Here is a 23,197-nt window from a genome sequence, read left to right as displayed (position 1 = left end):
CCGCCATCCGGCAGCATGGGCCCATGTCCGCACTGACGCGCAACGAAGCGCAGCTCCGAGCCCGGCTCCTCGACGTCCGCCACTACGAAGTCACCCTCGACCTCACCACCGGCGACGACACCTTCGAGTCCAGCACCGTCATCCGGTTCGCCGCCCGCGCCGCCGGAGACACCTTCCTCGAGCTGAAACCGGACGAACTGCGCTCCGTACGACTCGACGGACACCCCCTGGACCCCGCCGCCCTCGACGACGGCCGCTTCCCGCTCACCGGCCTCACCGAAGGCCCCCACGAGCTCCGCGTCGACGCCCGCATGCACTACTCCCGCACCGGAGAAGGCCTCCACCGCTTCACCGACCCCGCGGACGGGGAGACGTACGTCTACACCCAGATGTTCCTGGACGACGTCCAGCGGGTCTTCCCGGCCTTCGACCAGCCCGACCTCAAGGCCGTCTTCGAGTTCACCGTCACCGCCCCCGCGCACTGGACGGTCCTCGCCAACGGCGTCACCACACGCGTCGGCGAGCGCCTCGGCGAGGGCGGCGCGGGTTCTGGCGACGGCCCGGGTGACGGCCCGGGTGACGGCCCGGGTGACGGCCCGGGTGACGGCTCGGGCGACGGCTCCGTCGCCGAGGCCGGCATCTGGAAGTCCGCCCCCACCCCCGTCATCTCCACCTACCTCGCCGCCGTCGCCGCCGGCCCCTGGCACAGCGTCCGGACCGAGCACGCCGGGCTCCCCTTCGGCATCCACTGCCGCCGCTCCCTCGCCCCGTACCTCGACGCGGACGCGACCGAGATCCTCGGCATCACCACCGCCTGTTACGACCGCTTCCACGAGAAGTTCAGCGAGCCCTACCCCTTCGACTCCTACGACCAGGCCTTCGTCCCCGAGTTCAACGCGGGCGCCATGGAGAACCCCGGCCTGGTCACCTTCCGCGACGAATACGTCTTCCGCTCCGCCGTCACCGACAACGAACGCCAGCGGCGCGCCGTGACCATCGCCCACGAGATGGCCCACATGTGGTTCGGCGACCTCGTCACCCTCAGCTGGTGGGACGACATCTGGCTCAACGAGTCCTTCGCCGAATACATGGGTTACCAGACCCTCATCGAGGCCACCCGCTTCACCGAGACCTGGACCGGCTTCGGCATGGAACGCAAGCCCTGGGGCTACGACGCCGACCAACGCCCCTCCACCCACCCCGTCGCCCCCGACGCCGCCGCAGTCCCCGACACCGCCTCCGCCCTCCTCAACTTCGATGGCATCTCCTACGCCAAGGGCGCCTCCGCGCTGCGCCAACTCGTCGCCTGGCTCGGTGAGAAGGACTTCCTGGCCGGGATCAACACCCACTTCGCCCGCCACAAGTTCGCCAACGCCTCCCTCGCCGACTTCGTGGACTCCCTCGCCGCCCACACCGACCGCGACGTCCACGCCTGGGCCGAGATCTGGCTGCGCACCACCGGGATCGACACCCTCACCCCGCGCATCGAAGTCCCCGCCGACGGGCCCGCGGGATGGACCCTCACCGTCGACCGCACCGGAAGCCGCCCCCACCACATCGCCGCCGGCCTCTACGACCGCGCCCCCGACGGCGCCCTCGAAGCCCGCGAGGTCCTCGCCCTCGACGTCCCCTCCGACGAGATCCTCTCCGTCGGCGGCCCCCGCCCCGCCCTCCTCGTCCTCAACGACGGCGACCTCACCTACGCCAAGGTCCGCCTCGACGAAACCTCCCTGGAAACCGCCCTGCGCGGCATCTCCCGCCTCCCCGACCCGCTCACCCGCGCCGTCGTCTGGAACTCCCTGCGCGACATGGTCCGCGACGGCGAACTGGCCGCCGCCGACTACCTGGCCACCGCCGAAGCCCACGTAGAGGCGGAGACCGACCTGGAGATCGTCCAGAACGTACTCGGCTTCGCCCGCACCCAGATCGCCGTCCGCTACCTCACCCCCGAACACCGCACCGGCGCCCTCGCCACCCTCACCTCCATCGCCCGCGCCCTGCTACGGCGCACCGAGGACGGCTCCGAGCCCGGCCTGCGGCTCGTCGCCGTCCGCACCCTCATCGACAGCGCCACCCAGCCCGACACCGTGGCCGCCTGGCTCGCCGAAGGCACCGTCCCCGGCGGCCCCGAACTCGATCCCGAACTGCGCTGGCGCATCCTGGGCCGCCTGTCCGTACTGGGCGCCGCCGACGAGAACGACATCGCCGAAGCCCTCGCCGCCGACCCCAGCGCCACCGGCCAGGAAGGCGCCGCCCGCTGCCGCGCCGCCCTGCCCACCGCCGAGGCCAAAGCCGCCGCCTGGGACCGCCTCTTCCACGACGACACCCTCTCCAACTACCTCTTCACCGCCACCGCCCAGGGCTTCTGGCAGCCCGAACAGGCCGATCTCGTACGCGAGTACGTACCCCGCGCCTACGCCGAAGCCGTCACCCTCGCCGCCCGCCGAGGTGCCGCCATCGCCGACGCGGCCGGCCGCTGGGCCCTCCCCGGCCACGAGATCACCGAAGCCAACCTCCAAGCCGGACGCACCAGCCTGACCGACCCCGCCATCACCCCCCTCCTGCGCCGCAAGCTCACCGACCACCTCGACGACCTGGCCCGAGCCCTGCGCACCCACCCCTGACCCCGCGTCCCCCGCGCCCTCCACAGGACCCTGCCCTCCCGACCCGGGAGAGCGGGGTCCTGCCCTTTTGCCCGGTCTGCCGCGAACCGGCGGCCGGCCCCCGCCGCCCCGAGGTCCACCAACCGGCCGGAATGACAACAAGGCCGGCGGCTTGAAATCACCCCGCGACAAACCCCGGCGGTTACCCCATTCCGGTCTGATCGTTGTACCGCCCGGGTGCCCCGCCCCGTCACCAGGGCAACACCCGCCGCCGACCCGTTCCCCGTGAGGACACCACCGCATGACAGCGCCCCCCGGCACAGGCAGAGGCACAGCCCCGCTCGCCGGCGGCGCACAGGGCCCCGACGCCCTGCGGCCCCTCCTCGCCATCGTCCTCGACGCCCTGGCCACCGGAACCCGAGCCCGCCGCGGCCCCCTCCCCGCCGGCGGACCCCACACCGTGACCGCCCGCGTCGAAACCGCACTCGGCGACCTACTCCCCGACCACGGCCACGGCGACCACGAAGCACTACGGACCCTCGTCCACACCCTCGCCGAAGGCGCCGCCGACCCCGCCCACCCCCTCTGCGCCGCCCACCTGCACTGCCCACCCCTCGCCGTCGCGGCCGCCGCCGACCTCGCCGCCAGCGCCCTCAACCCCTCCCTCGACTCCTGGGACCAGGCCCCCGCCGCCTCCGCCATCGAAGCGCTCCTCACCCGCACCCTCGCCGCCGAGTTCTACGCCACCCCCCACCCCGACGCCGTCCTCACCACCGGCGGAACCGAAGCCAACCAACTCGCCCTGCTCCTCGCCCGCGAACGCCACGGACCCCACCTCACCGTCCTGCACGGCGCCAACGCCCACCACTCCATCCCCCGCGCCGCCTGGCTCCTCGGCCTGCCACCCACCCGCAGCCTCCCCACCCCCACCGGGACCCTGACCCCCGCCACCCTCGCCGAAGCCCTCGCCACCACCACCGGCCCCGTCCTCGTCACCGCCACCGCCGGCACCACCGACGCCGGACTCATCGACCCCCTCGACACCCTCGCCGACCTCTGCGACCAACACCGCGCCGACCTCCACGTCGACGCCGCATACGGCGGCCTCCTCGCCCTCAGCCCCCGCCACCGCCACAAACTCGCCGGCCTGAACCGAGCCCGCTCGATCACCCTCGACCTCCACAAACTCGGCTGGCAACCTGTCGCCGCTGGACTCCTCGCCGTCCCCGACACCACCCTCCTGACACCCCTCGCCCACCAGGCCGACTACCTCAACGCCGAAGACGACACCGAAGCCGGCCTCCCCGACCTCCTCGGCCGCTCCCTGCGCACCACCCGCCGCGCAGACGCCTTCAAAATCGCGGCCACCCTGCGCTCGCTCGGCCGAGACGGACTCACCCACCTCATCGACCGCACCTGTGCCCTCGCCGACCGGCTCGCCCGACTCCTCGAAGCCCACCCCGCCTTCGAACTCCACGCGGCACCCACCATCAGCACCGTCCTGTTCCGGCCCACCCACGCCGACGACACCGCACTCGCCGCCCTGCGCCGCACCCTCCTCCACGACGGCACAGCCGTCCTGGGCCGCGCCACCGCCGACGGCCGCCTGTGGCTCAAAGCCACCCTGCTCAACCCCCACACCACCGCGGGTGACCTGGACACCCTCGTCCACCTCCTGGAAGGCAGCACCCACCGATGACCGCCCACCTCGATGCACCCCACGACCTCGTCGGAATCGGCATCGGACCCTTCAACCTCTCCCTCGCGGCCCTCGCCCACGGCCTGCCCCAGCAAGGCGCCGGAGAACTCGCCACCGCCTTCTACGACCAGCGCCGCGACTTCCGCTGGCACCCCGGACTCCTCATCGACGGAGCCACCCTCCAAGTCCCCTTCCTCGCCGACCTCGTCACCCTCGCCGACCCCACCAGCCCCTGGTCCTTCCTCAGCTACCTCAAGCACAAGGAACGACTCTTCCCCTTCTACTTCGCCGAGCGCTTCCACATCCAACGCGCCGAATACGACGCCTACTGCCGCTGGGTCGCCGGCCGCCTCCCCGGACTCCACTTCGGCCACCAAGTCGACGCCGTCCGCTGGAACCCCGAACGCGACCTCTTCGAAGTCGACTTCACCCAACTCGACGCCGACGGAGAAGCCGAAGCCCTCGGCCGCACCTACACCCGCAACCTCGCCCTCGGCATCGGCACCGCCCCCTACGTTCCCGAACCGCTGCGCCCCCTCGCCGAAGCCCCCACCGTCCCGGTGATCCACTCCTCCGAGTACCTCGACAACCGGCAGCGCATCCTCGGCGCCGACCACGTCACCGTCATCGGATCAGGCCAGTCCGGAGCCGAGGTCTTCCTCGACCTGCTCCGCTCCCGCCCCGCCGGCCGCGAACGCCTCACCTGGCTCGCCCGCACCCCCTCCTTCGCCCCCATGGAGTACTCCAAGCTCGGCCTGGAACACTTCACCCCCGACTACACCCGCTACTTCCACTCCCTGCCCGAACCTGTCCGCGACCGCCTCGTCCCCGCCCAATGGCAACTCCACAAGGGCATCGACGCCGGCACCATCGCCGCCATCCACGAAGAGCTCTACCGCCGCACCCTCGACGGAGGCTGGCCCGACGCCGTCCTCACCCCCGGAGTCAGCGTCCGCACCGCCGGCCGCGTCGCCACCACCAAGGTCGAACTCCACCTCGAACACACCGACCAAGGCACCCGCTCCCGCATCACCACCGACGCCGTCGTCCTCGCCACCGGCTACAAGGAGCGACCGCTCACCAGCCTCCTCGCAGGCCTCGACCCCTACCTGCGCAAAGACTCCTCCGGCCGCCCCCGCATCGACGACCGCTACCGGATGAACCTCGACCCCACCGTCACCGGCAGCGTCTTCGTCCAGAACGGCGAACGCCACACCCACGGCGTCGGAGCCCCCGACCTCGGCCTCGCCGCCTGGCGAAGCGCCGCCATCCTGAACACCCTGACGGGCAAGGAGCCCTACCCGCAGCCCACCCGCACCGCCTTCACCACCTTCGGCCTCGAACAGCGGGAGCACACCCGCCCCCAACACGCCGGCGAACTGCTCCCCCTGGTCGAGCACCCATAAGAAGAAACGTTTAGAAGACCGGTATCCCGGCCCGAGTCAGCCGCCAGTCCACCGACGCGAACTGCGCCGGATCCACCGTCCCCTTCGCCTTCACCCACTGGATGATCGTGTTACGGATTTCCTCCGAATTCGCCCACAACTGCCTGGCCTGCGGCACGTGCGGGAAGTTCCCGCCACCGGACGCCCGGTAGTTGTTCACCGCCAGCACGAACTGCGCCGCCGGATCCACCGGCTTGCCTTGGAACGACAGCCCCGTGATCCGCGAACCCGCCGGCTGCGACACATCGATGTCGTACGCGAGCCCGTACACGGCGTCGTAGTTGTAGTCCGGCGTACCCTCCGCGTTCGTCAGCTTCGCGGGATCCACCACCTCACCCGGCGCCGTCCGCACGTAGTACCTCGCCGAGAACTCCAGATACGCCTTCATCTGCGCACCCGTCAGCAGCCGCGCCTCCAGCGTGTTCTCGAACGGATACAGACCCGCCGCATCCTTGATCGTCACCTGGCCGGCCGGGATCGACGCCGTCCGCGAGAAACACGAAGCCTGCGACAGCACCGGCAGCGCCGCCCACTCCGTACCCGCGAGAGCGGCCTTCACCGTCTCCGCCTGCACATGGTTGATCAGATCGATGATCGCCACGTCCTTCACCGGACCGTCCGCCGAAGTCATCGCCTGCGTGGACGTCCCGATCACCTGATTGACGTACGACACGACCTTGCGGTGCTCGTCCGACAGCAGCCGCACTATCTCCGGGTCCTCCACCGCCGCATTCGAATTCAGCACCCGGGCCGACACCTTCGCCACCGACCAGCAGCCCTTCGCCCACGTCAGCTCGAAGTCGAACAGCGTCAGCCGCTGCCCCCACTTCAACGGCTCCGACAGCACCACGTCCTTGCCGGTCGCCTTGTTCTTCACCCGGTACTCCGGGATCTCCGTGTGCGCGTGCCCCACCAGGATCGCGTCGATCCCCGGCACCTGCTCCGCCACCAGACCCGCCGCGTTCTCGATGTACGGCAACTGGTCGCCGTAGCTCGACGTACCGCTCGACCCCGAATGCGCCGACACGATCACCACATCCGCACCCAGCGACCGCAGCCGCGGCACGTACTTCGCCGCCTGCTCCTCAAGGCCCGGGAACGTCATCTTCCCCTGCACGTTCGCCTTGTCCCAGATCGCGATCCCCGGATTCGTCAGACCCAGCACCGCCACCTTCACATCCCGCCCGTGCGGCGTACGCAGCCGGTGCATGCTGTACGGCGGGAACGCCGGCCGCAACGTCTTGGCATCCAGCGCGTTCGCCCCGAGCAGCGGGAAATCACACTGCTCCTCGAACTTCCGCAGCACCGGAATGCCGTAATTGAACTCGTGGTTCCCCAGCGCCGCCGCGTCATACCCGATCGCATTCATCGCCTGCGCCATCGGATGCACCGGACCACGCCGCGCGGTGATCGGATCCACCTTCGCGTAGTAGTACGACAGCTGCGTGCCCTGGATCGTGTCACCCGCATCGATCAGCAGCGTATTGCGCCGGCCCTTCTCGGCCCGCACCTGATTCACCAGCGTGGAGATCTTCGCCAGACCCACATCGTTGTGCGCCTTGTCGTCGAACTCCTTGTCCGTGAAGTAGTCCCAGTTGAAAACGTTCCCGTGCAGGTCCGTCGTCCCCATCACCGTGAACGCGTACGTCTTCGACGACGCCGCCGAAGCGGCACCCGCCGCCCCCTCGGCCGCCGAGGCCGGGGAGCTCGCGGCCCCCGTCAACACCACAGCCGCACCAGTAGCAGCCGAAGTGCCCAGAAAAGTCCTACGGTCGAACGCCATGCCATCTCCCCTTTGAGCCATGAACAACGCGCGTAGATTCTGACCCAGCCGCAACAAGCCGCAACACCCCCCACAGGTTTCGATCCGATGACCACGCCCCCACGAGCACCAGTGCGACAGTGAAGCCATGACCCAGGACACCTCGCACCAGCCCTACGGAACCCCCGAAGTCCCCCGCGTCGCAGTCCGCGGCGAAGCCACCCTCGAAGTCGACCCCGAGATCGCCCGCATCGGCATCACCGTCAGCGCCCGCGGCACCGACCGGCGCACCGCCCTCGAAGACCTCACCCGCCGAAACAACGCCGTCCTCGACCTCGTCAAGAGCTACGGCGACCCCGTCGAAAAACTCGAAACCGGCGCCTTCTCCATCACCCCCGAACTCGGCCGCCACGGCCGCGGCGAACGCATCCGCGCCTACCACGGACGCGTCCACCTCATCGCCGAGCTCAACGACTTCACCACCCTGGGCGAACTCACCACCCGCCTCGCCGACCTCGAACTCACCCAAGTCGACGGACCCTGGTGGACCCTGCGCCCCACCTCGCCCGCCCACGGCGAGGCCCGCCGCCAAGCCGTACTCGAAGCCGTCCAACGCGCCCGCGAATACGCCGCGGCCCTGGGCGCCGAACTCGCCGCCCTCGTCGAACTCGCCGACCTCGGCGCCGAAAACGCCCCCATCCCCTTCCAAGCCGGCGCCGGCTCCGGCATGCGCACCATGGCCTTCAGCGCCACCGAGGAGACGGCCCCCGCACTCGACCTCGAACCCCAGCGCCAGACCGTCTACGCACAGGTGAACGCCCGCTTCACCATGACCCCTCCCCAGCTCTGAAAACCCACCCCCCGAACACACAATCCGGCGCCCGGGGGTGCTCATCAGAGCACCCCCATGCACATTCAACAATTGTCAACAACCTTTTGCTCAAAGGTTGTTGAGTGGACACCCGGAACCAATTTCCTACTCCCTGGTAGGGGCATACGCTCGCCCCATGCGCCGAGCGAAAATCGTATGTACCCTGGGCCCCGCCACCGACTCATACGACCAGATCAAAGCCCTGGTCGAAGCCGGAATGGACATCGCCCGCTTCAACCTCAGCCACGGCACCTACGCCGAACACGAAGAGCGCTACCAGCGCGTCCGCAAGGCCTCCGACGAAACCGGCCGCAGCGTCGGCGTCCTCGCAGACCTTCAAGGCCCGAAGATCCGCCTGGGCCGCTTCCGCGAAGGACCCGTACTCCTTGAACGCGGCGACGAATTCACCATCACCGTCGAAGACCACGAAGGCGACCGCCACACCTGCGGCACCACCTACAAAGGCCTCGCCGAAGACGTCACCACCGGCGAACGCATCCTCGTAGACGACGGCCGCGTCACCCTCGAAGTCACCGCCATCGACGGACCCCACGTCCGCACCCGCGTCATCGAAGGGGGCATGGTCTCCGACCACAAGGGACTCAACCTCCCCGGCGTCGCGGTCTCCGTACCCGCCCTCTCCGAAAAGGACATCGACGACCTCCGCTGGGCCCTGCGCATCGGCGCCGACGTCATCGCCCTCTCCTTCGTCCGCAGCGGCCGAGACATCGAAGACGTCCACCGCGTCATGGACGAAGAAGGCCGACGCCTCCCCGTCATCGCCAAGGTCGAAAAGCCCCAAGCAGTCGAAAACATCGACGACATCGTCGCCGCCTTCGACGGCATCATGGTCGCCCGCGGCGACCTCGGCGTCGAGATGCCCCTCGAACAAGTCCCCATCGTCCAGAAGCGGGCCGTCAAACTCACCAAGCGCAACGCCAAACCCGTCATCGTCGCCACCCAAATGCTCGACTCGATGATCGACAACTCCCGACCCACCCGCGCCGAAGCATCCGACGTCGCCAACGCCGTCATCGACGGAACCGACGCCGTCATGCTCTCCGGCGAAACCAGCGTCGGCAAATACCCCATCGAAACCGTCCGCACCATGGCCCGCATCATCGAAGCCGCCGAAGAAGACATCCTCGCCAAGGGCCTGCCCGCACTCACCGACCGCAACAAGCCCCGCACCCAAGGCGGAGCAGTCGCCCGCGCAGCCGCCGAAATGGGCGACTTCCTCGGCGCCAAGTTCCTCGTCGCCTTCACCCAGAGCGGAGACACCGTCCGCCGGCTCTCCCGCTACCGCTCACCCATTCCCCTCCTCGCCTTCACCCCCGACGCCGCCACCCGCTCCCAGCTCAACCTCACCTGGGGCGTCGAAACCTTCCTCGGCCCCCACGTCGACTCCACCGACGCGATGGTCGCCCAAGTCGAAGAAGAACTCCTGCGCATCGGCCGCTGCGTACCCGGCGACGTCGTCGTCATCACCGCCGGCTCACCCCCCGGGGTCACCGGATCCACCAACCTGGTCCGCGTCCACCACATCGGCGACGCCGTCCGCTGAGGCCGGCATACCGCGGCCCCGGCCACGACGCCGGCTACAGCACCTCACGTATAAGACGCACCGCGTCGGGCAACACCAAGCGGCTCTCACCCGTACTCGGGAAGTGCCCGCCCGACGCGGTCACCCGTGCCACCGCGCCGAGCTCCCTCACGAACCGCCACACGTGCTCACCCGTCGCCTCCCCGGTCACCGGGTCATCGGCCGCATGGAGCACCCGGAACTCCCGCGCCGCCCTGCGGATGCGCCGCCAGTCGAACTCCGGAGTGAAGAACGGCGCCAACGCGTCGTACCCCACCTCGCCCGACATCGACGCCACGAACACCACCCCCGCGAACGCCCCCTCGGCCTCGGTGTCGTGCTCCTGCAGCAGCCGCAGCACATTCACCCCGCCCAGACTGTGACCCACCAGCACGGTCTCGCCCGCCGGCGCCCCCTCGGTTTCGGCCTCCAGCGCCTTCAGCCACACACCCGCCTCCGGCGCGAACGGCTCCGGGAAATTCGGAATCCGCACCTCGTGCCCCTCGGCCGCGAACTCCTCACCCGCCGACGAATACCAGTGCTCCCCGGCGCTCATCCCGTACCCGTGCGCGAACACGATCTTGCCCATGGCTCCGCCCCCTGCTTCGCTCGTCCAACCGACGCATCAATCAAAACGCTACGCAGCGTTTCGATAAACGGTAAGGGCTATCGTGAGGCCGTGTCAATCACTCCTTCGGGCAACCCGCCCCGCACCGGCGGCCGCCTCCGCAACGAAGACGCCCACCACTCCGTCCTCGAAGCCACCGCAGCCCTCCTCGTCGAAAACGGCTACGGCGCCCTCACCATCGAAGGCGTCGCCAAACGCGCCAACGTCGCCAAGAGCACCGTCTACCGCTGGTGGAAATCCAAGCCCGCCCTCGTCATGGACGCCTACGCCCACGAGACCGCCACCCGCGTCCCCGAACCCGACACCGGCACCCTCGCAGGCGACCTCACCGCCTTCGTCGCCGACCTCTACCGCATCGGCCGCGACCCCGTCCGCACCAAAGCCCTCACCGGCCTCATGGCCGAAGCCCAACTCGACCCCGCCTTCGCCGAAGCCTTCCGCGCGTGGGTCGCCACCCGCCGCGAGCTCGTCACCACCCTCCTCACCCGGGCCGTCACCCGCGAAGAACTCCCCGCCACCACCGACCTCGACCATGCCACCGACCTCGTCTTCGGCCCGTTCTGGTACCGCCTCCTCGTGGCCCACGCCCCCTTGGACCCGGCCGACGCGAAAGCCCACGTGACCACGCTCCTGCGGGCCCTGGCCCCCTAGCCCGTCCTACTAGTACTTCGGCCCGATGTGCTCGTCCATGAGGGCGACGGAGGCCTTGCGGGCGATGGACACGTTGAACGGGTCGCTGCCGCGGGCGAGGATGGTCCACTCGACGCCGACCTTGGCGAGCGTGTCGGTGCAGAGCTTGCGGATGTCGTCGGACTTGTTGGTGAAGAAGTACCGGGGGTACTCGTAGCGCCTGCCGTTGCGGACCGTCCAGTTGGTGATCCGACACCCGTCGGAGTGGATCAGCCCCCGGACGAACTCCCAGGGGTGGGCGTCGACGATGGCTCGCTGCCAGTCCTCGAGGGCGATCCGCCGGTCGTGCTTCTTGCCGGGGCCGTGCTGCGGGAACAGGCAGGTCCAGTGCCGGCCGTAGCTCGTGACGGATACGCATCCTTGGCGCTGGAGCAGGTACACCTTGTCGCCGGGCCGTACGGCGAGGACCGCCTCGCGGCACCGTTCGATGAGGCCGGGCCAGGCGTCCGCGCAGGCGATCCGGAGGTGGTGCCCGCCGCGCGGGTGGGGGCTGATGCAGCCGTCGCCGAGATAGAGGCCCAGGAGGTACGCGTACGAGGCCTCGTCGGTGGGGGCTGTGCAGGGGGCGGCTTGGTTGAGGCGGGGGAGGGGCTCCACCCGGGATTGCCAGGAGCGGATCGCGGCACGGGATATGCCGGTTTCCTTGCTGACGGAGTTCATGCTGCGACCGGTACGGAGGAGGTCCAGGGCGTAAAGACGAGTGGGCATGTCGTACATACGCCCGACCGTTTCGCGGGTAATTCGCACACCGCGCCAGGTTTCAGGCAGCTTCGCCGGAACGAGTGAAGGCCACGCGATTATCGCGTGACCTTGGAAAATAAGGAAAAGTGCCCCAGGTCGGACTCGAACCGACACTGTATGGGTTTTGAATCCATTGCCTGCTGCCAATTGGGCTACTGGGGCCCAGCGAATCGAAGGTTACCCCCGACCCGCTGCGTCTCCACCATACCGCAGCTAGGTAGGCTCGGGGGAGCTTGATATGCCCCGCAAAGAGGAGCCCTTCGTGACCGCCGAGCACGAGTCGACGCCCATGCCCGACGCCGACCAGTCGCACGTTCCGCCGCTGACGACGCGTGTCGTCATCGCCGAGGACGAGGCGCTCATCCGTCTCGACCTCAAGGAAATGCTGGAGGAAGAGGGCTACGCCGTCGTAGGCGAGGCCGGAGACGGGCAGACGGCCATCGAGCTGGCCCGTGAGCACCGGCCCGACCTGGTGATCCTCGACGTGAAGATGCCCGTCCTGGACGGGATCTCCGCCGCCGAGAAGATCGCGGAGGAGTCCATCGCCCCGGTGCTGATGCTGACCGCGTTCTCGCAGCGCGACCTCGTCGAGCGGGCCCGTGACGCCGGAGCCATGGCGTACCTGGTGAAGCCCTTCAGCAAGAGCGACGTCGTCCCGGCCATCGAGATGGCCGTGTCCCGCTTCGCCGAGCTCCGCGCGCTGGAGAAGGAGGTCGCCGACCTCTCGCTGCGCCTGGAGACCCGCAAGCTCGTGGACCGGGCGAAGAGCATCCTGCAGACGCAGTACGGGCTCTCCGAGCCGGCCGCCTTCCGCTGGATCCAGAAGACCTCCATGGACCGCCGGATGTCCATGCAGCAGGTCGCCGAGGCGGTCATCGAGGACGCCGAGGAGAAGAAGGCCGCCGCGGGCAAGGGCGAGTAGCCCTGGAGCGCGTACACGAGTGAGGCCCGCCTCCGGATGCTGGATCCGGAGGCGGGCCTCACTCGTACGAAGGAGAGGGGTCAGTCCTCGCCGAGGTACGCCTTGCGGACGTCCTCGTTGACGAGGAGCTCGCGGCCCGGGCCCGACAGGACGACCTTGCCGATCTCCATCACGTGTCCCTGGTCGGCCAGGGACAGCGCGGCCTGGGCGTTCTGCTCGACCAGGAGGATGGTCGTGCCCTGGGACTTCAGCTCGGCGATGGTCGCCATGATCTTCTGCATCATGATCGGCGAGAGGCCCATCGAGGGCTCGTCCAGCATGAGCAGCTTCGGCCGGGACATGAGCGCGCGGCCCATGGCCAGCATCTGCTGCTCGCCGCCCGAGAGGGTGCCCGCGGCCTGCTTGCGGCGCTCTCCCAGGATCGGGAAGAGGTCGTAGGCGCGCTGGACATCCTTGTGGATGCCGTCCTTGTCCTTGCGGAGGAAGGCGCCGAGGAGGAGGTTGTCCTCGATCGTCATGCGCGGGAAGATGTGCCGCCCCTCGGGGGAGTGGGCGAGTCCGAGCGCGACGATGTCGTGCGCGGGGATCTTCTTCAGCGATTTGCCCTGGAACTTGATCTGTCCGCCGCGCGGCTTGATCAGGCCGGACAGGGTGCGCAGGGTGGTCGTCTTGCCGGCGCCGTTGGTGCCGATGAGGGTGACGATCTGGCCGGCGTCGACGCTGAAGGAGATGCCCTTGACGGCTTCGATCTTGCCGTAGGCGACGCGGAGGTCCTCGACCTCCAGGAGTGCGGTCACCGGTCTTCTCCGTCCGTTCCGTCCGTGCTCGTCGTGCTCGTCTTGCTCGTCGGGCTGTGCGTCGCTTCGCTGTGTGCTTCGGCGGCTTCGACTTCCGCGACTTCTTCGGCGCCGGGGGCGCCTTCGAAGGGTTCGCCGAGGTAGGCGGCGATGACGCGTTCGTCGCCCTGGACCTCGGCGGCGGTGCCTTCGATGAGCTTTTCGCCCTGGACGAGGCAGGCGACGCGGTCGCAGAGGTTGAAGATGAAGCGCATGTCGTGCTCGATGACGAGGACGGCGATGCCCTGGTCCCGGATGGCGAAGATGAGTTCTTCGGTGGTCCGGGTCTCCTGCGGGTTCATGCCGGCGGTGGGCTCGTCCAGGAGGATGAGGCCGGGGTCGCTGGCCAGCGCGCGGGCGATCTCGAGCTTGCGCTGTTCGCCGTAGGGGAGGTTGCGGGCGAGGTGGTCGGCCTTGTGGGCGAGGCCGATGAACTCCAGGAGTTCCATGGACCGCTCGCGGCTGGCCGCTTCTTCCCGGCCGAAGCTGGGGAGGCGCAGGAGCGAGGACCAGAGGCCGACCTTGGTGCGGGTGTGGCGTCCGACGAGGACGTTTTCCAGGACCGTCATGTTGTTGAAGAGACGGATGTTCTGGAAGGTGCGGGCGATACCGGCCGCGGTGACCTTGAAGGATTTGGGGGGCAGGACCGTGCCCTTGTACCGGACTTCGCCCTCGGTGGGGATGTAGAGGCCGGTGAGGCAGTTGAAGAAGGTGGTCTTGCCGGCGCCGTTGGGGCCGATGAGGCCGACGATTTCGCCGCTGCGGACGGTGAGGTCGACGTTCTTGACGGCGGTGAGGCCGCCGAAGCGCATCGTGACGCCGCGTGCGTCGAGGACGGTCTCCGCCGTGGTGGCGGGGGTTTCGGTGGTGGTGGTCGTCGTCATGGGTCAGACCCCTGCCTTGCCGGTGACCGTGGGGAGGACCGTGGGCGCTTCCATGTCCTTGTGGAGTTCGAGCTGGTTGCGCCGGTTGGGAATGAGGCCTTCGGGGCGCAGGCGCATCAGGATGATGAGGGCGATGCCGAAGGTGAGGAGCTGGTACTCGCCCAGGGACTGGAGCTTGTTGGGGAGCAGGAAGAGGAGTGATCCGCCGACGAGGGGGCCGGAGATGGTTCCCATGCCGCCGAGGACGACTGCGGCGAGGAGGAAGGCGGAGTTGGGGGGTACGGCGTTGGCGAAGACGTACTGGTCCGGGGTGACGGTGTAGTTCACGTGGGCCTGTACGGCGCCTGCGAGTCCGGCGAGGGTGGCGCCGAGGGCGAAGGCGATGAGCTTGACGCGGAAGCCGTTGATGCCCATGGCTTCGGCGGCGGTCTCGTCTTCGCGGATGGCGACCCAGGCGCGGCCGATGCGGGATTCCGCGCTGCGGCGGAAGACCATGACCACGATGAGGGTGATCAGGAGCATCAGGAAGAAGTAGTTGGCGAAGCGGCCGATGGTGAATCCGGCGATCGTGTGGCTCGCGCCGAAGTCGAATCCGAAGAGGTCGACGTTGGGGATGTTGGCGATGCCGTTGGGCCCGTTGGTGATGTCGGGGCCGGAGACGCCGTCGAGGTTGTTCATGGAGATGCGGAAGATCTCACCGAAGCCGAGCGTGACGATGGCGAGGTAGTCGCCGCGCAGGCGGAGGGTGGGGGCGCCGATGAGGACGCCGAAGATCATGGAGGCGGCCGCGCCGATGAGGAGTGCGGCCCAGAAGGGGAGGTGCACGCCGAAGGGCGAGTTGGGGGAGCCGGAGACCAGGGCCGCGGTGTAGGCGCCGACGCCGAGGAAGGCGACGTAGCCGAGGTCGAGGAGGCCGGTGAGGCCGACGACGATGTTGAGGCCGAGTGCGACGGTGGCGAAGATGAGGATGTTGACGCCGAGGGTCGCGTACTGGTCGTCGGTCTGGGTGAAGGGGAAGGCGGCCGCCGCTGCGAAGGCGCCGATGAGGGCGACGTTGCGGTGGCGGTTGGTGAGGGTGGTGACGCGTGCCATCAGGCCGGCTTTGCTGATGGCGGCGAAGCCGAAGCCGGCGGTGATCAGGAAGCCGATGAAGAGTTCCTGGTACGGCGTGGTGATGCCGTAGGTGAAGACGCCGAGGCCGAGGGCGAGGATGCCGGCGATCAGGAGGATCTCGGTCCAGGCGGGGAGGGCGCGGGCGGGCTTGGGCGTGCCGGTGGTGAAGGCGGCCTTGGCGGTGGTGACCTTGTTGCGGGCGTCGTGCTTGAACTGTTCCCAGCCGTTGTCGTCGGGGTCGGCCGCTTCGAGGGTGGGGCGTTCGAAGGGGAGCGCGAGGGCGCCGAGGAGGGCGAGGAGGGTGGCGGCGGCGACGACGTAGGCGCCGGGTTCGAGGTCGGCGATGGCACCGAGGGTGGTGATGATCGCGACGATCGTGTACCAGGCGGTGGCGAAGGCGGCGAGGGCGGAGAGCTTGAGCGCCGCGTCGGCTCCGGCGGGGGTGAGCCACTGGAGGCCCTTGGTCCCGTAGGAGGCGAGGCCGAAGAGTGCGGTGAGGGCGCCGCCGACGAGGACGAGCCACTGGAGGCCGCCGGGGTATCCGGTGACGGTGAGGTCGCCGGGGAACTTGGCGGTCCAGGTCCAGGAGAGGAAGCAGGAGGCGACGGTGAGGGCGCCGCCCGCGGTGGCGAGGGCGCGGGCCGTCTTCTCGGGGATGGCGATGAAGCCCTTGGGCTTGGGCGCTGCGTTCATGGTCGTGGTGTCCGTGGTGGTGGTCGTCATGGTTCTCACGCCCTGTCCGCGACGCGCTCGCCCAGCAGGCCTTGTGGCCTGAAGAGGAGTACGAGGATGAGGAGGACGAACGCCCAGGTGTTGCCCCAGGACTGTCCGCCGAGCTGCTGGAAGCCCGGGATGTCGGCGACGTAGGCGGTGGTCAGGGTTTCGGCGAGGCCGAGGACGATGCCGCCGATCATGGCGCCGTAGATGTTGCCGATGCCGCCGAGGACTGCCGCGGTGAAGGCCTTGAGGCCGAGCAGGAAGCCCATCTTGAAGTTGACTTCGCCGTATTTGAGGCCGTAGGCGACGGCTCCGACGGCGGCGAAGGCGGCTCCGAGGGCGAAGGCGACCGTGATGATGCGGTCGGTGTTGATGCCCATGAGCTTGGCGGTGTCGGGGTCCTGGGAGGTCGCCTGCATGCCGCGGCCGGTGCGGGTCTTCTTGACGAAGAAGCCGAGGAAGGCCATGGAGATGGGGGCGGCGAGGAGGAGGAAGACGTCACCGGTCTGGATGGTGATGCTGCCGATGTTGAAGGGGCCGCCGGGGATCTCGGGGAAGACGACGGAGGACTTCGCGTCGGGGTACCAGGCCCATACCGCCTGCTGGAGCGCGAGGGAGAGGCCGATGGCGGTGATGAGTGGTGCGAGGCGAGGTGCGCTGCGCAGTGGGCGGTACGCGAAGCGTTCGGCGCCGACCGCGATGAGGGTGGCGACGATGATCGCGCCTATGAGCATGAGGGGGAGGGCGATCCACATCGTGGTGCCCCCGGGGAGCATGAGCCAAACGGTGAGGGCCCCGAATCCGCCGGTCATGAAGATCTCGCCATGCGCGAAGTTGATGAGCTGGACGATGCCGTAGACCATCGTGTAGCCAATGGCGACGAGCCCGTACATGGATCCCAGTAGCAGGCCGTTGACCAGCTGTTGCGGCAGTTCGTGCACCGCAGGTCCTCCGAGTCTTTCGACGGATGTGACACCGCGCGGGGCGCTTGTTGTGCGCGCCCCGCGCGGCAAGTGTGGGTGGTGCTCCGGTGGCCGGCCGTTCGAGCGGACTACCGGCTGCCGGGGGGTGGGGCTGGAGGTCAGCCGCCGAAGGTGCCGGACTCGACGGACTTCCAGTCGCCGCCCTCGACCTTGTAGACGGTGAGCTGCTTGTTGGTGGCGTCGCCGAACTCGTCGAAGGAGACCTTGCCGGTCACGCCGTCGAAGGAGACGGACTGGACGGCGGCGAGGACCTTGGCGCGGGCGTCGCTGGGGAGCTTGCCGTTGTTGGCGTCGACGACGGACTTGACGGCCTCGATGACGGCCCAGGCGGAGTCGTAGGAGTAGCCGCCGTAGGCGGAGAAGGCTTCCTTGTATCCGGCCTTGGTGTAGTTGGCGACGAACTCCTTGGCGGAGGGCAGGCTCTCCACGGGGGCGCCGACGGAGGTGGCGAAGTCGCCGGTGGCGCCGTCACCGGCGAGGTCGACGTACTTCTTGTCGTAGATGCCGTCGCCGCCGACGAGCGGGATGTTGGTGCCGGAGGCCTTGATCTGCTTGCTGAGGGGGCCGGCCGCGGGGTATTCGCCGCCGTAGTAGACGACCTCGGCGCCGGAGCTCTTGACCTGGGTCACGACGGCGGAGAAGTCCTTGCTCTCCGGGTCGATGTGGCCTTCGCCGACGACCTCGCCGCCGAGCTTGGTGAACTCGCCCTTGAAGGTGCCGGCGAGGCCCGCGCCGTAGGTCTTCTTGTCGTCGATGACGAAGACCTTCTTCTTGCCGGCCTTGTTGAAGAGGTACTGCGCCGCGAACGGGCCCTGGATGGCGTCCGTGGTGGCGGTGCGGAAGTAGCTCTTGTAGGTGCGGACCTTCTCGCCGGTGGCCCACTTGGGTCCCTGGGTGAGGGAGGGGCTGGTGTTGGCGGGGGAGATCTGGACGAGCTTGGCGTCGTCGAAGACCTTCTGCATGGACTCCGAGACGGAGGAGTTCAGGGGGCCGACGACACCGAGGACGTCCTTGTCGGCGACGAGCTTGGTGGCGTTCTGCTGGCCGGAGGAGGCCTGTGCCTGGTCGTCGAGCGCCTGGACCTTGAAGGTGACGCCCTTGACGTACTTCTTCTCGTTGGCCTGCTTGGCGGCGAGGTCGGCAGAGTTCTTGATGCCGAGGCCGAGCGCGGAGAGGTCACCGGTGAGGGGGGAGTCGACACCGATGACGACGGTGACGTCGCCGCCGCCGGCGGTGTCGCCGGCCTTGTCGTCACGCGAACCACAGGCGGTGAGAGTGAGGGCGCCCGCGGCGAGCGCGGCGGTCACGGCAATGAGAGAACGCTGACGCACGATCAGTCCTTTCGTGGCACTGCGCCCCCCGTGGGGCGCACCGTGTCGAACGCGGGGAACCGAACTGAAGTGAATCCGGCGGTCGCGGTGACTGGCCGTGACTCTAGGCGGGTCTTGGGACGTTATGGAGGGCTCAGGCCAATGATGTGACTCTCTTGTTATGCCACGGCGTAATACATAGCGGATGTCTGCGGGTGGAACGGGGGAATTCCGGCCGGTTCGTCTTGTCCGTATGGTGAGACGGGTGAGGACCGTGGGGCGGTATGGGTCCTGTCGTGCCAGGTCTCTGAGGCGCTTTTGGTCATGACGGCGTGGGGGTGCCGGTGTCTCGGACTTCGGGACAGGCCCTGGTCAGAGCGACGGAGAGATCACCCGCATATCGGTCACCGGGGATGTAGCTGTGCTCTTCCTTCTGGAATTTATTACTCAGGGTTACTTCGAGGAAGGGCAGTCCGGAATTCCGTGCTACATGCACGCAATCGGTCACCTCGATCCGCACGAGCAGGTCGCGGGTTTCTCCGGCGGCGACCTTGGCCGGAAGTAGTGGCTCGACGACCACCTTCAGGCCCCGGGAAGGCTGCGACAACCGCTCCAGCGTGACGGGCGGACCGGCCGCGGCGCGCACACGCACGGTGAACACGAAGGCGCTGCCGGAGGGGGCCGGGTCCACCTGGTCGAGGTAGGTCAGCGAGAAGACCTGGGAGGGCGCCGGAGGCGTCTGCGCGACGGGCCGGGGCCGGGCCGCGTACAGCGCGGCCCCGGTGGCGACCACGGCCGACGCGCAGAGCAGCGCCCCGGCGGCGAGCACGGCCCGCCGGTGGCTCCCGTGGACCTCGCGGGCCCGCCGGGCCCATCGGCCGGCGCGGCCGCCGGTGCGGCGGGGCGTACGGGTACCGGGGCGCGGGTCCTCCTGGGCCTCGGTGCCCTCCCCGGGCTCGAGCGGGCCGATGCCGCCGCTCACTGCCAGGGACCGCCGCTCGGAGTGCCGGAGCGGTAGCGCTCCGCGCAGCGCTGCCCGGCTTCGCGGGCGGTGAATTCGCGTGCGGCGGCCGGACCGCCGGCGCGCTCCTCGGCGCGGGCTCCGGCGAGTACGGCGAGCAGGATGTCGTTCTGGCCGCCGGACAGGCCCATGGACTGGTAGTCGAGGTGGACGGCGTCGGGGTCGTCGCCCGCGTCGAGGATCACGCCGGCCCAGTGGGTGATCAGGTCGGCGCACAGCCGCTGGGGCGGGGTGGGCCCGGGGGCCGGGGCGGAGGCGGAGGGCTTGCCGGGGCCGGGGCTGCGGCTGAGGCCGGAGCCCGGGCCGGAGCCGGAGCCCGAGTCGGGACCCGCGCCCGGGCCCGAGCCGCAGCCGAGCAGTGCGGCGGCGAGCAGCGCCGTCGTGGCGGCCGCGGCCGAGACGCGCCGCGGCGCCGGTCCGGATCCCATGCGGGAACGCTAGACCGGCGCCGCGAGGAGGGCAACGGCTAGTTGTTGCCGCCTTGTTGCGGTCCCGCATCGCGCAGCAGGCAGGTGAGGCGGGCGGTGCAGACCCGGCGGTCCTGCTCGTCGCTGACGACGATCTCGTAGGTGGCGGTGGAGCGGCCCCGGTGGACGGGGGTGGCGACGCCGGTGACCAGGCCGGAGCGGGCGCCGCGGTGGTGGGTGCAGTTCAGGTCGACGCCGACGGCGATCTTGGTGCTGCCGCCGTGCATCATCGCGCCGACCGAGCCGAGGGTCTCGGCGAGGACGGCGGAGGCCCCGCCGTGGAGGAGTCCGTAGGGCTGGGTGTTGCCCTCGACCGGCATGGTGGCGACGACGCGCTCGGCGGACGCCTCGAGGATCCGGATGTCCATCCGCTTGCCGAGGTCTCCCGCCGAGAACAGCGAGGGCAGGTCGATGCCCAGGGCCGTGTACTCGTCGAGGACCTCCTGCGGGAACTTCACCGCGTGCTGCTCGCCCATGGGCCGACTCCGTTCGTCAACGCTCGTTAACCATCTTTTCCTCGGGTCGTTCTATCAGGCCGTCTCGAAGCGCACGACGACGGACTTGCTCGCGGGGGTGTTGCTGGTGTCCGCGGTGGAGTCCAGGGGGACCAGCACGTTGGTCTCGGGGTAGTACGCGGCGGCGCAGCCGCGGGCGGTGGGGTAGTGGACGACGCGGAAGCCGGGAGCGCGCCGCTCGACTCCGTCGCGCCATTCGCTGACGAGGTCGGTGTAGGAGCCGTCGGCGAGCCCGAGCTCGGCCGCGTCCTCGGGGTTGACCATGACGACGCGGCGGCCGCCGGTGATGCCGCGGTAGCGGTCGTCGAGGCCGTAGATGGTGGTGTTGTACTGGTCGTGGCTGCGCAGCGTCTGGAGGAGCAGCCGGCCCGCCGGGACGCGCGGGTACTCCACGGGCGCGGCGGTGAAGTTGGCCTTGCCGGTCTTCGTGGGGAAGCGGCGCTCGTCGCGCGGGGGGTGCGGGAGCTGGAAGCCGCCGGGGCGGGCGACGCGGGCGTTGAAGTCCTCGAAGCCGGCCACGACGCGGGAGATCCGGTCGCGGATGGCGGCGTAGTCCCGCTCGAACTCCTCCCAGGGGGTCTTCGAGGCCTCGCCGAGGACGGCGCGGGCCAGGCGGGCCACGATCGCGGGCTCGGAGAGCAGGTGCGGGGAGGCGGGGGCCAGGTTGCCGCGCGAGGAGTGGACCATGCCCATGGAGTCCTCGACGGTCACGAACTGTTTGCCGGTGGCCTGGACGTCCTTGTCGGTGCGGCCGAGGGTGGGCAGGATCAGGGCGCGCCGCCCGGTGACCGCGTGGGAGCGGTTGAGTTTGGTGGAGACGTGCACGGTCAGGGAGGCGCGGCGGATCGCGGCCTCGGTGACCTCGGTGTCGGGGGTGGCGCCGACGAAGTTGCCGCCCATGGCGAAGAGCACCTTGGCCTTGCCGTCGCGCAGGGCCTGGATGGAGCGGACGACGTCGAATCCGTGCTCGCGGGGCGAGGTGATGCCGAATTCCTTGTCGAGGGCGTCGAGGAAGGCGGCCGCGGGGCGTTCGAAGATCCCCATGGTGCGGTCGCCCTGCACGTTGGAGTGGCCGCGGACGGGGCAGACGCCGGCGCCGGGGCGGCCGATGTCGCCGCGCAGGAGGAGGAGGTTGACGACCTCGCGGATGGTGGCGACGGAGTGCTTGTGCTGGGTGAGGCCCATGGCCCAGCAGACGATGGTGCGCTGCGAGGCCAGGATCATGGCCAGGGCGCGCTCGATGTCGGGGCGGGTCAGGCCGGTCGCGGTGAGGGTCTCGGCCCAGTCGGTGTCCTTGGCGGCGGCCGCGAACTCCTCGTACCCGTGGGTGTGTTCGCGGATGAACGCTTCGTCGGTGGCGCCCTCCGCTTCCAGGACGAGCTTGTTCAGGAGGCGGAAGAGGGCCTGGTCGCCGCCGATGCGGATCTGGAGGAAGAGGTCGGCCAGGGCGGTGCCCTTGAGCATGCTGAGGGGGTTCTGCGGGTTCTTGAACCGCTCCATGCCCGCCTCGGGCAGCGGATTCACCGAGATGATCTTCGCACCGGCGGACTTGGCCTTCTCCAGCGCGGACAGCATCCGGGGGTGGTTGGTGCCCGGGTTCTGCCCGGCGACGATGATCAGGTCGGCCTGGTGGAGGTCTTCGAGGGAGACGCTGCCCTTGCCGATGCCGATCGTCTCGTTCAGCGCGGAGCCCGAGGACTCGTGGCACATGTTCGAGCAGTCGGGAAGGTTGTTGGTGCCGAACTCGCGGGCGAACAGCTGGAAGAGGAACGCGGCCTCGTTGCTGGTGCGGCCGGAGGTGTAGAAGAGGGCCTCGTCGGGCGAGGCCAGGGCGCGCAGCTCCTCGGCGATGATCGCGAAGGCCCGCTCCCAGCTGACCGGCTCGTAGCGGTCGCCGCCGGGCCGGGCCCCGCGCTCCAGCAGCATGGGCTGGGTGATCCGGCCCTGCTGCCCGAGCCAGTAGCCGGAGCGGCCGGCCAGGTCGTCCAGCGGGTGCGCGGCGAAGAACTCCGGGGTGACCCGGCGCAGCGTGGCTTCTTCGGCGACGGCCTTCGCGCCGTTCTCGCAGAATTCGGCGGTGTGCCGCTTGTCCGGCTCGGGCCAGGCGCAGCCGGGGCAGTCGAAGCCGTTCTTCTGGTTGACCTTGAGGAGGGTGCGGGCGGTGCGGGCCAGACCCATCTGCTGCTGCGCGATCTTCAGGGTGTGCCCGATGGCGGGCAGGCCGGCGGCCGCGTGCTTGGGGGGCGCGACCTGCGGCGCGTCCTGTACGGGATCCCCTGCGGGCGGCTTGGCGGCCATGGCGCTCCCCTTCGAGCTGTCGAGCGGCGCGGCGTCGTTGCCGCGCGTGTTCGCGTACGCGTGCTGACGCGACGGGCGCGGATGAAGCGGATGGATGCGCGTGCGCCGTC

General features: G+C 69.4%; 19 protein-coding genes and 1 tRNA gene. 7 read left to right on the top strand and 13 right to left on the bottom strand.

Going from position 1 to position 23,197, the window contains the following annotated elements:
• Nucleotides 1-23 precede the first annotated feature (23 nt).
• From pepN to J7E97_RS22010, 3 genes are all read left to right on the top strand, one after another.
• The gene (gene pepN, locus J7E97_RS22020; protein ID WP_215030029.1) at nucleotides 24-2,624 is read left to right on the top strand and encodes an aminopeptidase N; all 2,601 of its coding nucleotides are present in this window, start codon (nucleotides 24-26) and stop codon (nucleotides 2,622-2,624) included.
• Between the two features lie 280 nt (nucleotides 2,625-2,904).
• A complete protein-coding gene (locus J7E97_RS22015) occupies nucleotides 2,905-4,302 on the top strand; it encodes an aminotransferase class V-fold PLP-dependent enzyme (RefSeq protein WP_215030027.1) in 1,398 nt (465 codons plus the stop codon).
• Nucleotides 4,299-5,708: a lysine N(6)-hydroxylase/L-ornithine N(5)-oxygenase family protein gene (locus tag J7E97_RS22010; protein WP_215030024.1), complete on the top strand. Its 1,410-nt coding sequence runs from the start codon at nucleotides 4,299-4,301 to the stop codon at nucleotides 5,706-5,708. The genes J7E97_RS22015 and J7E97_RS22010 overlap by 4 nt, the downstream gene beginning before the upstream one ends.
• A 10-nt stretch (nucleotides 5,709-5,718) precedes the next feature.
• Here J7E97_RS22010 and J7E97_RS22005 read toward each other — a convergent pair whose 3' ends face one another.
• Complete coding sequence (locus J7E97_RS22005) at nucleotides 5,719-7,530, bottom strand: bifunctional UDP-sugar hydrolase/5'-nucleotidase (RefSeq protein WP_215030021.1); 1,812 nt, start codon at nucleotides 7,528-7,530, stop codon at nucleotides 5,719-5,721.
• A gap of 127 nt (nucleotides 7,531-7,657) precedes the next feature.
• On the opposite strand from J7E97_RS22005, the gene J7E97_RS22000 reads away from it, so the two are divergent.
• Together J7E97_RS22000 and pyk are read left to right on the top strand one after the other, a co-directional pair.
• Complete coding sequence (locus J7E97_RS22000; protein ID WP_215030018.1) at nucleotides 7,658-8,359, top strand: SIMPL domain-containing protein; 702 nt, start codon at nucleotides 7,658-7,660, stop codon at nucleotides 8,357-8,359.
• A 157-nt stretch (nucleotides 8,360-8,516) separates the two neighbouring features.
• A complete protein-coding gene (gene pyk / locus J7E97_RS21995) occupies nucleotides 8,517-9,944 on the top strand; it encodes a pyruvate kinase (protein WP_215030015.1) in 1,428 nt (475 codons plus the stop codon).
• A gap of 34 nt (nucleotides 9,945-9,978) precedes the next feature.
• Here pyk and J7E97_RS21990 read toward each other — a convergent pair whose 3' ends face one another.
• On the bottom strand, nucleotides 9,979-10,551 hold the full coding sequence (locus J7E97_RS21990) for an alpha/beta hydrolase (protein WP_215030014.1): 573 nt from the start codon (nucleotides 10,549-10,551) through the stop codon (nucleotides 9,979-9,981).
• Nucleotides 10,552-10,641: 90 nt separating this feature from the next.
• Between J7E97_RS21990 and J7E97_RS21985 the strand changes: the two genes are divergently transcribed.
• A complete protein-coding gene (locus tag J7E97_RS21985) occupies nucleotides 10,642-11,241 on the top strand; it encodes a TetR/AcrR family transcriptional regulator (RefSeq protein WP_215030011.1) in 600 nt (199 codons plus the stop codon).
• Between the two features lie 9 nt (nucleotides 11,242-11,250).
• Here the strand turns inward: J7E97_RS21985 and J7E97_RS21980 are convergent, their stop codons facing one another.
• Nucleotides 11,251-11,997, bottom strand: coding sequence for a transcriptional regulator (locus tag J7E97_RS21980; protein WP_215030008.1), 747 nt, complete (start codon nucleotides 11,995-11,997; stop codon nucleotides 11,251-11,253).
• A gap of 111 nt (nucleotides 11,998-12,108) precedes the next feature.
• A tRNA-Leu gene (locus tag J7E97_RS21975) sits at nucleotides 12,109-12,183 on the bottom strand.
• Nucleotides 12,184-12,310: 127 nt separating this feature from the next.
• Here J7E97_RS21975 and J7E97_RS21970 point away from each other — a divergent pair.
• Entirely contained in the window at nucleotides 12,311-12,943 is a 633-nt protein-coding gene (locus J7E97_RS21970; protein ID WP_215030061.1) for an ANTAR domain-containing response regulator, read from the top strand.
• Nucleotides 12,944-13,023: 80 nt separating this feature from the next.
• Here the strand turns inward: J7E97_RS21970 and J7E97_RS21965 are convergent, their stop codons facing one another.
• The 9 genes from J7E97_RS21965 to J7E97_RS21925 all read right to left on the bottom strand — a co-directional run bounded on the left by J7E97_RS21965 (nucleotide 13,024) and on the right by J7E97_RS21925 (nucleotide 23,087).
• Nucleotides 13,024-13,740: an ABC transporter ATP-binding protein gene (locus J7E97_RS21965; RefSeq protein WP_215030005.1), complete on the bottom strand. Its 717-nt coding sequence runs from the start codon at nucleotides 13,738-13,740 to the stop codon at nucleotides 13,024-13,026.
• Nucleotides 13,737-14,663, bottom strand: coding sequence for an ABC transporter ATP-binding protein (locus tag J7E97_RS21960; RefSeq protein WP_215029979.1), 927 nt, complete (start codon nucleotides 14,661-14,663; stop codon nucleotides 13,737-13,739). Before J7E97_RS21960 ends, J7E97_RS21965 begins: the two co-directional genes overlap by 4 nt.
• Before the next feature lie 3 nt (nucleotides 14,664-14,666).
• The gene (locus J7E97_RS21955; protein WP_215029976.1) at nucleotides 14,667-16,499 is read right to left on the bottom strand and encodes a branched-chain amino acid ABC transporter permease; all 1,833 of its coding nucleotides are present in this window, start codon (nucleotides 16,497-16,499) and stop codon (nucleotides 14,667-14,669) included.
• Between the two features lie 5 nt (nucleotides 16,500-16,504).
• Entirely contained in the window at nucleotides 16,505-17,434 is a 930-nt protein-coding gene (locus J7E97_RS21950) for a branched-chain amino acid ABC transporter permease (protein WP_215029973.1), read from the bottom strand.
• A gap of 140 nt (nucleotides 17,435-17,574) precedes the next feature.
• The gene (locus J7E97_RS21945) at nucleotides 17,575-18,807 is read right to left on the bottom strand and encodes a branched-chain amino acid ABC transporter substrate-binding protein (RefSeq protein WP_215029969.1); all 1,233 of its coding nucleotides are present in this window, start codon (nucleotides 18,805-18,807) and stop codon (nucleotides 17,575-17,577) included.
• Nucleotides 18,808-19,108: 301 nt separating this feature from the next.
• A complete protein-coding gene (locus J7E97_RS21940; RefSeq protein WP_215029966.1) occupies nucleotides 19,109-19,768 on the bottom strand; it encodes a Tat pathway signal sequence domain protein in 660 nt (219 codons plus the stop codon).
• Nucleotides 19,765-20,235: a hypothetical protein gene (locus J7E97_RS21935; protein WP_215029964.1), complete on the bottom strand. Its 471-nt coding sequence runs from the start codon at nucleotides 20,233-20,235 to the stop codon at nucleotides 19,765-19,767. The genes J7E97_RS21940 and J7E97_RS21935 overlap by 4 nt, the downstream gene beginning before the upstream one ends.
• A gap of 38 nt (nucleotides 20,236-20,273) precedes the next feature.
• Nucleotides 20,274-20,750, bottom strand: coding sequence for a PaaI family thioesterase (locus tag J7E97_RS21930; protein ID WP_215029961.1), 477 nt, complete (start codon nucleotides 20,748-20,750; stop codon nucleotides 20,274-20,276).
• 54 nt (nucleotides 20,751-20,804) lie between these two features.
• Complete coding sequence (locus tag J7E97_RS21925; RefSeq protein WP_215029960.1) at nucleotides 20,805-23,087, bottom strand: FdhF/YdeP family oxidoreductase; 2,283 nt, start codon at nucleotides 23,085-23,087, stop codon at nucleotides 20,805-20,807.
• Between the last annotated feature and the right edge of the window lie 110 nt (nucleotides 23,088-23,197).

Source organism: Streptomyces sp. ISL-66, assembly GCF_018614135.1.
Classification (GTDB): domain Bacteria; phylum Actinomycetota; class Actinomycetes; order Streptomycetales; family Streptomycetaceae; genus Streptomyces.
Note: the sequence above shows the minus strand (reverse complement) of the source record. Positions and strands in the feature narration are given on the sequence as shown.

Coding starts and splice junctions, on each gene's coding strand:
- pepN (WP_215030029.1), top strand. CDS start 24: ATGTCCGCACTGACGCGCAACGAAGCGCAGCTCCGAGCCCGGCTCCTC.
- J7E97_RS22015 (WP_215030027.1), top strand. CDS start 2,905: ATGACAGCGCCCCCCGGCACAGGCAGAGGCACAGCCCCGCTCGCCGGC.
- J7E97_RS22010 (WP_215030024.1), top strand. CDS start 4,299: ATGACCGCCCACCTCGATGCACCCCACGACCTCGTCGGAATCGGCATC.
- J7E97_RS22005 (WP_215030021.1), bottom strand. CDS start 7,530: ATGGCGTTCGACCGTAGGACTTTTCTGGGCACTTCGGCTGCTACTGGT.
- J7E97_RS22000 (WP_215030018.1), top strand. CDS start 7,658: ATGACCCAGGACACCTCGCACCAGCCCTACGGAACCCCCGAAGTCCCC.
- pyk (WP_215030015.1), top strand. CDS start 8,517: ATGCGCCGAGCGAAAATCGTATGTACCCTGGGCCCCGCCACCGACTCA.
- J7E97_RS21990 (WP_215030014.1), bottom strand. CDS start 10,551: ATGGGCAAGATCGTGTTCGCGCACGGGTACGGGATGAGCGCCGGGGAG.
- J7E97_RS21980 (WP_215030008.1), bottom strand. CDS start 11,997: ATGTACGACATGCCCACTCGTCTTTACGCCCTGGACCTCCTCCGTACC.
- J7E97_RS21970 (WP_215030061.1), top strand. CDS start 12,311: ATGCCCGACGCCGACCAGTCGCACGTTCCGCCGCTGACGACGCGTGTC.
- J7E97_RS21960 (WP_215029979.1), bottom strand. CDS start 14,663: ATGACGACGACCACCACCACCGAAACCCCCGCCACCACGGCGGAGACC.
- J7E97_RS21955 (WP_215029976.1), bottom strand. CDS start 16,499: ATGACGACCACCACCACGGACACCACGACCATGAACGCAGCGCCCAAG.
- J7E97_RS21935 (WP_215029964.1), bottom strand. CDS start 20,235: ATGGGATCCGGACCGGCGCCGCGGCGCGTCTCGGCCGCGGCCGCCACG.
- J7E97_RS21930 (WP_215029961.1), bottom strand. CDS start 20,750: ATGGGCGAGCAGCACGCGGTGAAGTTCCCGCAGGAGGTCCTCGACGAG.
- J7E97_RS21925 (WP_215029960.1), bottom strand. CDS start 23,087: ATGGCCGCCAAGCCGCCCGCAGGGGATCCCGTACAGGACGCGCCGCAG.